This is a genomic window from Marivirga lumbricoides (genome assembly GCF_014636295.1).
GTDB lineage: Bacteria > Bacteroidota > Bacteroidia > Cytophagales > Cyclobacteriaceae > Marivirga > Marivirga lumbricoides.
Window position 1 is genome coordinate 398,780 of record NZ_BMEC01000003.1, and the last position, 13,442, is coordinate 412,221.

The following is a 13,442-nucleotide window of genomic DNA, read 5'->3' on the forward strand; positions in this document are numbered from 1 at the left end:
GTTTATGCTTAACAGATTCATCCTGTTATTTTTGCACCATGGCAGAGCAAATTTTAATCCTTGATTTCGGTTCTCAGTATACACAATTAATCGCCAGGCGAGTAAGAGAACTGAATGTTTATTGCGAAATTCAACCGTTTTATGATGCCCCCGATCTTACTCCGGATATTAAAGGCATTATCCTTTCCGGTAGCCCGTGTTCTGTAAGAGATGCAGAATGTCCGCAGATTGATTTAAGTAAGTACCGCGGTAAAGTACCTGTATTAGGTGTGTGCTATGGCGCTCAGTATCTTGCTTTTAAAAATGGAGGCCATGTGCTTCCTTCAGAAATAAGAGAGTATGGAAGAGCTAAGCTCAACTCTTTTGAGTCGTCCAATCCGCTAATGAAGAATTTAACATTAGGCACACAGGTGTGGATGTCACATGGGGATACTATAAAAACGCTTCCGGACAACTTTAAAATTATAGCAGGCACGCCTTCCGTGGAGGTAGCTGCTTTTCAAATTGAAGATGAGCCAACTTTTGGGATTCAATTTCATCCGGAAGTGACACACAGTATCCAGGGCAAACAAATACTGGAAAACTTTGTGGTTTCTATTTGTCATTGTGCGCAGGACTGGACTCCGGATGTATTTGTTGATGCCTCAGTAGAAGAGCTAAAGCAGCAACTAGGGAACGATAAAGTAGTGCTGGGGCTTTCCGGTGGTGTAGATTCTTCTGTGGCTGCCATGTTAATTCATCATGCTATTGGCACAAACCTGTATTGTATTTTTGTAGATAACGGATTACTACGAAAAAATGAATTCGAGGAAGTACTGGCGTCTTATAAAAATATGGGCCTCAATGTAAAAGGGGTTGATGCAAAAGATCAATTTTATAAAGCTTTAGAAGGTTTATCGGATCCGGAGGAGAAAAGAAAGGCAATAGGAAAAACTTTTATTGAAGTTTTCGACCAGGAGGCCAAAACTATTCAGAATGTAAAATGGCTGGCTCAGGGAACAATATACCCTGATATTATAGAGTCTGTTTCTGTAAAAGGGCCTTCAGCTACTATTAAATCGCACCACAATGTAGGTGGTTTACCTGCTAAAATGAATCTGAAAGTGGTTGAACCTCTGAAAACACTATTTAAAGATGGTGTACGTTTAGTGGGTAAGGCGCTGGCAATAGATCAGAAAATACTTGGAAGACATCCTTTTCCAGGTCCCGGACTTGCCATCAGAATTTTAGGTGATGTAACTGCTGAAAAAGTAAGAGTACTTCAGGAAGTAGATTATATATTTATCAACCATTTAAAAACCACAGGTTTGTATGATGAGGTTTGGCAGGCTGGGGCTATTCTGCTTCCTGTGCAATCAGTAGGGGTAATGGGAGATGAGAGAACGTATGAAAGTGTTGTTGCATTAAGAGCAGTAGCTAGTGTGGACGGAATGACTGCCGATTGGGTGCATTTGCCATATGAATTTTTAAGTGACGTATCTAACGAAATTATTAATAAAGTAAAAGGGGTGAACAGGGTGGTTTACGATATAAGCTCCAAGCCACCTGCAACAATAGAGTGGGAATAACACAATACTGATGGAGAGCTAAATGTTTAGCTCTCCATTTTGTAATTTTGATACTTAATAAACGATCAATGGTAATATCAACTAAGTATAAGTTATTAATAATTAGCTTATTTACTGCTTTTCAGGGCATAGCACAAATTAATTATCAGTCAGAATATTTAGCTGGTAAAAATTATTTTCGTCAGGAAAATTATCAGATGGCAAAGAACAAATTTGGTCATATTGTTAATTCTAATGAGGAAAACCCTTTTTATCTCTACGCGGCTTATTTTTATGGCATTTCAGCTTACCAAACCAATGACGAAGAAAAAGCCCTCGAGCAGTATCGGCAAATAAGAATTACACATCCTCAATGGGATAAAATTGATGAGTTGAATATTTGGTATGGTCATATGCTGCTTGATCAGGGCCAATTAATAAAAGGTCTTGAGGTACTAAATGCTATTCAGAAGAAAGATTTAAAAGAACTGGCAAAAGCAGTAGAGAAAAAACATCTTGTGAGTTATGATAGTATTCCTGTTCTTCAAAAGGCACTTGAATTAAACCCTTACGATAAAATGCTTGCTCAACATTTGGCTGATGTAATCAGTGAAAAGCCCTTGATCGACAGGCCAAATGAATTACTGGAATTTTTGATAGAGTCCTTTGGCTTAAATAAGTCGAAGTACGATTTCTTTGATAAAAATGTCTCTCAAAAGAAAAATACCTACAATGTAGCGGTAATGCTTCCTTTTATGGCTTCAAGCTTAAGTACAAGCAAAGGTAGCAAAGCCAATCAGTTTATTTTAGACCTGTATCAAGGCATTCAGTTGGCAACGGAAAAGCTAAATAGCAATGGAAAGAAAATAAATCTCTTTACTTACGATACCAAAAGAGATAGTGCCACAACTGCAAAAATCCTGGCTAGGGGAGAGTTGCTACAAATGGACCTGGTAATAGGGCCTTTGTATCCTGATCCGGTAAGTTTGATGAAGGATTATACTTTCAAAAACAGGATTAATATGATTAATCCTCTCTCCACCAACTCAACAGTAATAGGGACCAACCCATACTCCTTTCTACTTAAATCCACACCTGAAACAAGAGCTAAAAAAGCAGCTGAGTATGTTATAGAAAACTTTCCGAGAAAAAGAGCCACTATTCTATATGGAAGTTCTTCTCAGGATTCCATTTATGCACATGCTTACAGAAAATACCTTGAGGCTGAATCATTCAAAATCTCATGGATGGAAAGAGTGGAAACAGCGGAGGAGTCCACAGAAGTATTGAAAAAATTGACCACTGTTTTTACGGGTAGCAGAAACGGATCAATGAGAACAAGTCGTTCAGTAAAAGTGCGGGTTAGCCCGGAAGATTCTTTATACCTGAATAAGGACAGTCTTGGCCATATTATGGTAGCATCATTAGATAATAACATTCTTATTTCCAATGTGTTGAGTGCTGTTGATACCAGGAGAGATGGACTAACAGTGATAGGTTTTGAAGATTGGTTGGATATTGATCAAATTTCTTTTGAACAATTAGAAAGAATGGGCGTCCTAATGGTAGGGCAGAATTATTTTGATTTCAGTTCGGAGGTAGTAGCCAATTTTAAATCTGAATATATCGAAAAATATAATGTATTGCCTACTCAGTTTAGCTATGACGGCTATGAAGCAATGATGATTTTCGGTAAACAATTGATTAAATATGGTAACTATTTTCAACATGGTTTATATACTTCCGGTTTAGTGAAGGGTGAACTATTTTATGGTTTTGACTATACTAATTCTAATGATAATCAGCTGGTGCCTATATTAAAGTTGGAAAAATTAGACCTGAAGATGCTCAATCTGAATTAATCCTGTTGAGAGGACTGATTAAAAATTTCAAGCTAAAGCTAATATGAAAGATTTAACGAGAAGCAAAGACTTATTCGAGAAAGCACAACATGTAATTCCGGGAGGTGTTAATTCACCGGTAAGGGCCTTTAAGGCAGTGGGAGGAAACCCCATATTTGTAAAAAGTGCTAAGGGAGCCTACATGTATGATGAAGATAACAACAGATACATAGAATTAATTAATTCCTGGGGTCCTATGATTTTGGGACATGGGAACGAGCTAATTGAAGCAGCCGTTGCCGAGGCTTTAAAGAGCTCACTTTCTTTTGGAGCACCCACAGCAAAGGAAGTAGAGATGGCAGAATTAATCTGTTCAATGGTTCCTTCAATAGAAAAGGTTAGGATGGTAAACTCAGGCACAGAAGCCACCATGTCGGCCATTCGAGTAGCCAGAGGCTATACCGGAAGAGATAAAATAATTAAGTTTGAGGGTTGTTATCATGGCCATGGCGATAGCTTTTTGATAGCTGCAGGAAGCGGAGCAGCCACTATGGGTACTCCAAATTCACCTGGTGTTACTAAAGGGACTGCGAAAGACACACTTACGGCACCATTTAACGATCTGAAGGCCCTTAAGGATTTAGTTGAAAAAAATAAAGGAGAGGTTGCAGCACTCATTGTGGAGCCTGTAGCAGGTAATATGGGGTGTGTGTTACCAGAAAGTAATTATCTACAAGGTCTTCGGGATATTTGTGATAAGGAAGGTATTGTTCTGATTTTTGATGAAGTAATGACGGGTTTCCGTTTATCTAAAGCCGGTGCGCAAGGTATATTTGGTGTAAAGCCGGATTTAACCACGCTTGGTAAAATTATTGGCGGAGGCATGCCTGTTGGCGCTTATGGCGGGAAGAAAGAAATTATGGACTATGTTTCCCCTCAAGGGCCTGTTTATCAGGCTGGAACGCTTTCAGGAAATCCTATTGCAATGTCTGCCGGACTCGCTATCCTTACCTACCTCAATGAGCACCCTGAAGTTTACACGCAAATAGAAAGCTCCGGCAAGTACCTGGCCGAGCAGCTGGCTCTTGCAAATTCAGCGATAGGTAAAAACTATACCATCAATCAATTAGGTTCAATGATTAGTGTGTTTTTTACAGAACAGCCTGTTACGGATTTTGAATCAGCTAAGAGCTCAGATACAGCGATGTTTGGAAAATACTTCCAAGGAATGCTACAGGAAGGTATTTACCTACCACCTGCACAGTTCGAATCATGGTTTTTATCTACGGCATTAAGCACTACAGATTTAGAAGACATAATTGCAGCACACAAAAAAGTTTTAAATAATCTTTTAAGCCAGACTGACTGACAGAACCTTATTTGCTTATTGTAAAGTAGAGAGAAATAATACTTTTTTAATTTTTAAATGGAATTTCGCTTCTTTCTTTAAGTAATTTTAGGCCAAATAAAAGAGTGAAATAGCCAATTTCAGTACATTCAGGACAAATTATACGTGTTTAAATGTTTTTTTCTGCATTTACTTACTACTTTTAGTGCGAATGTATTTTATTACTATATTTACTTTTGTAAAAAATAACTTGAATAAAAACGTGAGATTTGCTAAATTTTTACTCTTAACTATCATATTAGGGATTTCCGGTTATGCTGCTGAAGCACAGTTCAGAAGGAGCGAAGCCAATAAAACAGTTACCTTTGAAGAGCTGTATAACGATCCTTATGATATTAATAAGCTATTTATTGGGATTACACCATTATACGGTGATATTCATGTTACTAATATTACGTCAGGTTTTGGGCTTGATGCTACTTATTACCAGAATGACTTCATGCACTTTAAAGCCAGCGCAAGAGTACCTTACTTTTCCGGTAGCGACTTTGCCAGAAATGCAGCTAATAAAAGTGATAATTTTGATGGACGTGCCAGAAGTTTTCTTTACATAGAAGCAAGTGCTTCTTACCACATATGGGACAAAGAGCAGGAATCTAAAAGTAAGATTGCACTTTATTCGAAAAATTATAAGGGTGCACAATGGGCTGCCAAAGTGCCTCAGGTAGCCGAAATCCCCAATAAAAGAAGAGAAATTCTATTTGCAAGATTAGGTGGCGTATATTATGAAACAACCTCAGAATTAAGCCGTGCGATTGCTGCTCAGGGTGTTGAAGTTACAGGTACTGCTACTACAGAAGGAGGGGCTGAAATTTCAAATACTATATCCGGGGAGACGGAAGATGCAATTTTTGGTAATGTATTGGGCTACGGTGTAAGTGTAGGTGGTGGATTAACCTGGATGAAGAACTTTGCTGCTAAGCCGGATAAAACGTATGAGGAATTAGTAGATGACCACGTGCTGACTACATTTCTGGATTTGTTCATTTTTCCTGTAGTTACGGTAGAGGATTTTTTCTATAATCCTACTCCTGATGCATCCAGTGTGTTTTACAAGTATGACGGAAGCCAGATTAACACATTTATGTTTGGTGGAAGGTTAGGTATTGAAGGCCATTTTAACAGAACGCTGGGCTGGGGATATGGTGCTGAATTAGGAGTAAGACCAGGCTTGGAAAAAAGAGGTTTTTATGGAATGATTAAAATTATATTCCCTCTTTATGGAACTAAGCTTGATTATAAAGTGGAAGCTTTCGGAAGATAAATCATCAAAATTATTGATAAGCAAAAAGCCCGATTTTCACCGGGCTTTTTTTATGTCTAACTTTTTACTTTCTCATTTTCTTGTACTCATTAATTAACCCGTTGGTAGAGCTGTCGTGGCCAATTACCGGGTTATTATGCTTAAGTTCCGGTAAAATTAAGCCCGCAAGCTGCTTTCCGAGTTCCACACCCCATTGGTCGAAACTGAAGATATTCCAGATAACTCCCTGTACATAAATTTTATGCTCATACAAGGCAATTAAGTTCCCCAGGCTTTTAGGGGTTATTTTCTCCAATAGAATAGAATTGGTAGGGTTATTACCGGCAAACACCTTAAATGGAACCAGTTTAGCTATTTCATCCTCATTCATTCCCTTTTCCTGTAACTCTTTTCTGGCTTCTGTTTCCGTTTTCCCGTTCATTAAAGCTTCAGTCTGAGCAAAAAAGTTAGCCAAAAGTTTCTCATGGTGGTCACCTATTGGATGATGTGAATTAGCCGGAGCAATAAAATCGCAAGGAATTAATTTTGTTCCCTGATGAATTAACTGATAAAATGCATGTTGTCCATTCGTACCTGGCTCTCCCCATACAATTGGACCGGTTTGGTAGTGTACTTTCTCACCACCTCTGTCAACTGATTTTCCATTACTTTCCATATTTCCCTGCTGGAAGTATGCTGCAAATCTGTGCAGATATTGATCGTAAGGTAAAATAGCTTCAGTTTCAGCCTCAAAAAAGTTATTATACCAAATACCGATTAAAGCCAGTAGAACAGGGGCATTTTCAGCTAAGGGCTGGTTAAGAAAATGCTGATCCATTTCATGCGCTCCTTTTAATAATTCCTCGAAATTATCGTAGCCTATGGATAGAGCTATTGACAAGCCAATAGCCGACCATAATGAATAACGTCCACCTACCCAATCCCAGAAAACAAACATATTTGCCGGGTCTATGCCAAAGTCCTCAACAGCTTTTTGATTAGTACTTAGTGCAGCAAAATGCTTAGCAATGTCTTTTTCATTTCCGCCATTTTCAAGAAACCAATTTCTGGCGGTATGTGCATTGGTCATTGTTTCCTGAGTGGTAAAAGTTTTTGAAGCAATTAAAAATAAAGTGCTTTCCGGGTTTATCTTTTTAAAGACTTCAGCGATGTGCGAGGCATCAATGTTGGAAACGAAGTGGACTTTGATACCTTCTTTTTGATAGGGCTTTAGCGCTTCAGTTACCATTACCGGACCAAGGTCGGAGCCTCCAATACCTATATTAACAATATCTGTGATTTTCTTGCCTGAATAGCCTTTCCAATCTCCGTTATGGACCTTTTCACAGAAATTTTTCATTTGCTTCAGCACCTCCTTAATTTGAGGCATAATATCTTCACCACTTTCATAAACCGGCTGGTCTGAAAAATTTCTTAATGCAGTATGAAGCACGGCCCTACTTTCAGTCTCATTAATTTTCTCCCCTGAAAACATACTTTTGATTTGCTCAGGAAGCTTAAATTCTTCCGCCAATTCAAGCAGTAGCTTTAAAGTTTCTTCAGTCAGTTTGTTTTTGGAGTAATCAATGAGGATATCGTTGGCTTTTAAACTAAAATGCTCAAACCGGTTGCTGTCTTTAGTAAAATAGTCCTTAATGTGCTGGTCTTTTACAGACTGATAATGTACTTGCAGCTTTTTCCATGCAGCTGTAGAAGTAGGGTTGATATTTTTCATTTTTAAAAGTGATCTTATTTGCTTATTGTATACTACAAAGTTAAAAGGTAGTAACACAAAAGATAGGTTTTATAAAAGAAAGTTGTGCATTGTGGTACAATTAGATGAAGCAATCAGTAGTTAATGGTGATCTGAAGAAAGCAAATTGGCAGAAGGTGAGCAATATTCGCTAATCCTTCTTATTTTTGTGAGAACTTTTCAAATTTTAAAGAGTTACTAATCTTACATCAGAATTAATATTATGGCATTTAATTTTTTCAAAAAGAAAGATAAATCAACAACATCTGAGAAAAAAAACGACAGATACAAACAATTGACTGTTCGTGAAGTAATTAACGAAGCAAAAGACGCAATTGTAATTGTTTTTGAACAGCCTGAATGGGAATTTAAATATACTGCAGGCCAGTTTTTAACATTAATTACTGATATTCAAGGAGAAAGTGTAAGAAGAGCTTACTCTTTGTGTACCTCACCTTTGGTAGATGAATATCCGGCAGTAACAGTAAAAAGAGTTGAAAATGGTCGGATGTCCAACCATCTGAATGATAACCTTAAAGCAGGAGATACCTTAAAAGTGCTTGAACCTATGGGTAATTTCACCACTGAGGTAAGCACAGAAAAGAAACGACACTTGATTATGTTTGCCGGAGGAAGTGGGATCACTCCTATGATGGGAATTTCAAAATCAATCTTACATGCTGAGCCTGATAGTATCATTTCCCTTATTTATGCAAACAGGAATGTGGAATCTATCATTTTCAAAAAAACTTTTGATGAACTGGAAGACAAATATGAAGGAAGAATGCATGTAATCCATATTTTGGATGACGCTCCTTTAAATTGGACTGGTGAATCAGGTCTTCTGAATGAAGAAATGCTGAAGAAAATTTTAGACAGAGTACCGGATTGGGGAATTGAAAGCACACAATATTTAATGTGCGGACCTGAAGGTATGATGAAAAATGTGGAAACATACCTCGATACCTTTGGGATAGATAAATCTCACGTATTTAAAGAGAGCTTTGTACAGGGAACTATTGATAAAGCTGAGAAAAAATCTGCCACATCCGGAGCGGAAGGTGATTACGAAGTAACAGTTCTTTTTGATGGAGAAGAATTTAAATTTGAAGTACCTAAAGATAAAACTATTCTTGAAACAGCTCTTGATCTTGATATAGATTTGCCATTCTCCTGCCAGAGTGGACTATGTACGGCCTGCAGAGGTAAACTACTTTCCGGCAGTGTACACATGGATGAAGACGAGGGTCTTTCAGATGCTGAAAAGGAAGAGGGTTATATCTTAAATTGTGTAGGTCATCCAACATCAGCTGATGTGAAAATTAAGATAGGATAACTTTTAGCATTTAATAGAGTAATAAGAAAGAGGTCGTGCACCTCTTTTTTTGTGAAAAAAATAATTAGAATGGAATTAGTAATAAAAGAAAGAACTTTTCTTCCCAAAGATTTTAAAGTGAAAGACTGGGAAGGTCTGAAACCTTATTTTGAAAAATTGCTTGCAGCTGATATTTCTTCAGAAGAAGCATTAAAGCAATGGTTTCATCAAATGAGTGAGTTAGAGGCAGTGGTTTCTGAAGATATGGCCTGGCGCTATATAAAAATGACATGCGATACCACAGATCAGCAATTATCAGAGGCTTTTGAATATTTTGTTAGAGAAATTCAACCGCATATCGCTCCTCTATCAGATCAGTTAAATAAGAAAGCTTTGGCATCTCCACAGCTGGAAAACTTGAAAAAGCAGAAAGGGTTCGATATCATGATTCGGGGAATGGAGAAAGATGTCAAGATTTTTAGAGAAGAAAATATCCCGATTGACACAGAAATTCAAAGTCTTTCCCAAAAATTCGGTTCTATTTCCGGAGCCATGTCAGTGGAACACGATGGTCAGGAGTTGACTTTGCAGCAGGCTGCTGTAAAGCTTCAATCAACCGATAGAAAGCTAAGAGAACAAATATATCATAAGATTGCTGACAGAAGGCTGGAGGATAAAGAGAAATTAGATGATTTATTTAATCAGCTGATTGAGCTGCGAACAAAGGTTGCGAAGAATGCAGGTTTCAGCAACTTCCGTGATTATATGTTTACAGCTATGGGCAGGTTTGATTATGAGCCTCAGGATTGCTTTGATTTTCATCAGTCCGTTAAATCGGAAGTAGTACCTCTTTTGGATGATATTGCTAAAGAAAGAAAAGACAAATTGAAGTTGGACACTTTAAGGCCTTGGGATAAAGCAGTTGACATTTCAGGAAAAGAAGCTTTAACCCCTTTTGAGGGCGCTAAAGATCTGACACAAAAAACCATTGAGGTTTTCTCTAAATTGGACCCTTTTCTGGGAGATTGCTTGAAGAAAATGGAAGAAATGGGGCACTTGGATCTCGAATCGAGAAAAGGGAAGTCTCCGGGAGGATATAATTATCCTTTATCAGAAACAGGCGTTCCTTTCATTTTTATGAATGCTACTTCCACATTGCGGGACATGGTAACGCTCTTGCATGAGGGTGGTCATGCAGTGCATTCTTTCCTGATGAATGAGCTGGAGTTAACTGATTTTAAGAACACTCCTTCAGAAGTAGCTGAATTAGCCTCCATGAGTATGGAATTAATTACTATGGATCATTGGGATGTGTTTTTTAAAAATGAAGATGACCTTAAGAGAGCGAAGAAGGAACACCTGGAGCAAATTATAGAAACGCTGCCATGGGTAGCTACCATTGATAAGTTTCAGCATTGGATATACGAAAACCCTGATCATTCCACCGAGCAAAGAACGGAAGAATGGAACAAGATTTTTGATGATTTCTCTGATAGTATAACAGATTGGTCTGGCCTGGAAGTAAATAAAAGTAAGTTGTGGCAGAAGCAACTGCATTTATATGAAGTACCTTTTTATTATATAGAATATGGAATGGCACAATTGGGTGCCATAGCAGTGTGGAGAAATTTTAAGAATGATCCGGCAAAGGGCTTGCAGTCGTACATGAATGCTTTAAAACTAGGTTATACCCACAGCATTCCTGAAATATATGAAGCAGCAGATATCAAATTTGATTTTAGTACATCAAATATTAAAACTCTGATGAACTTTGTGAAGGAGGAGCTTGAAAAAATCTAAATCAGGTGTTTTCTGTGACTAATCTAACTAGTCATGAAATAATTAAAATCCTGATCGATGTAAATTGATCAGGATTTTTTTTGCGAATAATTGTCCTCTAATTAGTTGACTTATATACATTTAGTGTTTGCTTATTTAGGTCTTCTTTTTTCACTGGTCTGCGGCTTACAGTCCAGCAAAAAGAGGAAGGTCTGTGAGCCACAGACCTTGGTTCTAAATCTTGATGGAAAGAAAAATGCCAATCAGCTGGTTATTGTGAGGTACGAAGCAATCTTGGTAATTAAGTGTCACCTAAAATCAAATGGTTATTGCGAGCGCAGCGCGGCAATCTTTTTGTTCCAGGTGCTCTGTGCCATAAGATAGTTTTTTTACTCAAATTACCATTAGCACCGTCATTCCCACGCAACTTGTCCCGATCATTATCGGGAGGTGGGAATCTGTCCATTTCAACAGCATGTTGAAATAACTTCTTTTTTATAGGGTTGGCAGTGCTATAAACCTGAGTTAAATTCTTAATTTATTTCAAAGTCCGTCAGAGCTTTCCGGTTGGGCGAGGAAGGGACGCTATTTTTATTAATCGAACTCAGTTATCTCCTGCAATTAAATAGTCACTGCCAGAAACGAAGCAATCTTTTCTATTACTCTATAAAATCCCGGTAATGAAATTTCATTTCATTGAAAAGATCCCTGATAATTTTTTCCGTTGCTCTCCAAAAATTTCTGGGATGACGATAATTGCTGCCTTTTGTGCTGACAAATACATCATAGTGCCTGTTGATTGAGATCGTTTTTTCCCACTGGTCTGAGGCTTACAGTCCAGCAAAAAGGGGAAGGTCTGTGAGCCACAGACCTTGGTTTTTCTGTTCATTTGTGCAATAAGATAGTTTTTTTACTCAAATTACAATTAGCACGTCATTCCCTTGCAGAAGGGAATCTGTCCATTTCAACAGCATGTTGAAATAACTTCTTTTTTATAGGATTGCCTTTGCTATAAAACCGCAATAAAACAGTCATTGCCAGAAACGAAGCAATCGTATCTAGAGCAAAAACAATAAACCCGACCCTGCAATTCTCTTAAGGTTCGTCATTGCGAAGGAGGTACGACTGAAGCAACCTTAAGAGGTTTAAATCATTGCGAGGTACGAAGCAATCTTTTCTATTAGTAGACAGCCAACTCTCAATAGCATTTCATAGCACGCAGATTCCTTCATTCAAATGCTCAACAAGTTGTGCATATAGAACTCGGAATGACCAGATATTGAGTGATGATAGTACCTGCCACCCTCTTTCGAAAATAAATCCTGATAGAAATAAAATTCCAATCAACTGGTTATTGCGAGCGCAGCGCGGCAATCTTTTCTATTACTCTATAAAATCCCAGTAATGAAATTTCATTTCATTGAAAAGATCCCTGATAATTTTTTCCGTTGCTCTCCAAAAATTTCGGGGATGACGATAATTGCCGGCTTTTGTGGTGCTGACAAATACATCATAGTGCCTGTTGATTGAGATCGTTTTTTCCCACTGGTCTGCGGCTTACAGTCCAGCAAAAAGGGGAAGGTCTGTGAGCCACAGATCTTGGTTTTTCTGTTTATTTGTGTAATAAGATAGTTTTTTTACTCAAATTACAATTAGAACGTCATTCCCTCGCAACTTGTCCCGATCATTCTCGGGAGGTGGGAATCTGTCCATTTCAACAGCATGTTGAAATAGTGTCTTTTTTATAGGATTGGCAGTGCTATAAACCTGAGTTAAATTCTTATTTTGTTTCAAAGTCTGTCAGAGGTTTCCGATTGGGCGAGGAAGGGACGCTATTTTTATTAATCGAACTCAGTTATCTCCTGCAATTAAATAGTCACTGCCAGAAACGAAGCAATCTTTTCTATTACTCTATAAAATCCCGGTAATGAAATTTCATTTCATTGAAAAGATCCCTGATAATTTTTTCCGTTGCTCTCCAAAAATTTCTGGGATGACGATAATTGCTGCCTTTTGTGCTGACAAATACATCATAGTGCCTGTTGATTGAGATCGTTTTTTCCCACTGGTCTGAGGCTTACAGTCCAGCAAAAAGGGGAAGGTCTGTGAGCCACAGACCTTGGTTTTTCTGTTCATTTGTGCAATAAGATAGTTTTTTTACTCAAATTACAATTAGCACGTCATTCCCTTGCAGAAGGGAATCTGTCCATTTCAACAGCATGTTGAAATAACTTCTTTTTTATAGGATTGCCTTTGCTATAAAACCGCAATAAAACAGTCATTGCCAGAAACGAAGCAATCGTATCTAGAGCAAAAACAATAAACCCGACCCTGCAATTCTCTTAAGGTTCGTCATTGCGAAGGAGGTACGACTGAAGCAACCTTAAGAGGTTTAAATCATTGCGAGGTACGAAGCAATCTTTTCTATTAGTAGACAGCCAACTCTCAATAGCATTTCATAGCACGCAGATTCCTTCATTCAAATGCTCAACAAGTTGTGCATATAGAACTCGGAATGACCAGATATTGAGTGATGATAGTACCTGCCACCCTCTT

General features: G+C 38.0%; 9 protein-coding genes. 7 read left to right on the forward strand and 2 right to left on the reverse strand.

The features are described 5' to 3' along the window. Positions 1-38 precede the first annotated feature (38 nt). From guaA to IEV85_RS06620, 4 genes are all read left to right on the forward strand, one after another. Positions 39-1,568 carry a glutamine-hydrolyzing GMP synthase gene (guaA, locus tag IEV85_RS06605; protein WP_188461464.1) on the forward strand — a complete coding sequence of 510 codons (1,530 nt, stop codon included), beginning with the start codon at positions 39-41 and terminating at the stop codon, positions 1,566-1,568. A 68-nt stretch (positions 1,569-1,636) separates the two neighbouring features. After that, positions 1,637-3,409, forward strand: coding sequence for an ABC transporter substrate-binding protein (locus IEV85_RS06610; protein ID WP_188461467.1), 1,773 nt, complete (start codon positions 1,637-1,639; stop codon positions 3,407-3,409). A gap of 43 nt (positions 3,410-3,452) precedes the next feature. Beyond that, positions 3,453-4,757 (forward strand): glutamate-1-semialdehyde 2,1-aminomutase, encoded by a 1,305-nt coding sequence (hemL, locus tag IEV85_RS06615; protein WP_188461469.1) that lies wholly within the window; start codon positions 3,453-3,455, stop codon positions 4,755-4,757. A gap of 241 nt (positions 4,758-4,998) precedes the next feature. Beyond that, a complete protein-coding gene (locus IEV85_RS06620) occupies positions 4,999-6,060 on the forward strand; it encodes a hypothetical protein (protein ID WP_188461471.1) in 1,062 nt (353 codons plus the stop codon). A 64-nt stretch (positions 6,061-6,124) separates the two neighbouring features. On the opposite strand, the gene pgi is transcribed toward IEV85_RS06620, so the two are convergent. Next, positions 6,125-7,774 (reverse strand): glucose-6-phosphate isomerase, encoded by a 1,650-nt coding sequence (gene pgi / locus IEV85_RS06625; RefSeq protein WP_188461473.1) that lies wholly within the window; start codon positions 7,772-7,774, stop codon positions 6,125-6,127. Between the two features lie 241 nt (positions 7,775-8,015). Between pgi and IEV85_RS06630 the strand changes: the two genes are divergently transcribed. Together IEV85_RS06630 and IEV85_RS06635 are read left to right on the forward strand one after the other, a co-directional pair. Then, the gene (locus tag IEV85_RS06630) at positions 8,016-9,128 is read left to right on the forward strand and encodes a ferredoxin--NADP reductase (protein WP_188461475.1); all 1,113 of its coding nucleotides are present in this window, start codon (positions 8,016-8,018) and stop codon (positions 9,126-9,128) included. 69 nt (positions 9,129-9,197) lie between these two features. Continuing rightward, a complete protein-coding gene (locus tag IEV85_RS06635) occupies positions 9,198-10,907 on the forward strand; it encodes a M3 family oligoendopeptidase (RefSeq protein WP_188461477.1) in 1,710 nt (569 codons plus the stop codon). A gap of 280 nt (positions 10,908-11,187) precedes the next feature. Here the strand turns inward: IEV85_RS06635 and IEV85_RS06640 are convergent, their stop codons facing one another. Then, entirely contained in the window at positions 11,188-11,352 is a 165-nt protein-coding gene (locus tag IEV85_RS06640) for a hypothetical protein (RefSeq protein ID WP_188461479.1), read from the reverse strand. Positions 11,353-12,290: 938 nt separating this feature from the next. Between IEV85_RS06640 and IEV85_RS25045 the strand changes: the two genes are divergently transcribed. After that, entirely contained in the window at positions 12,291-12,416 is a 126-nt protein-coding gene (locus IEV85_RS25045) for a hypothetical protein (RefSeq protein ID WP_262892136.1), read from the forward strand. The last annotated feature ends 1,026 nt before the right edge of the window (positions 12,417-13,442 follow it).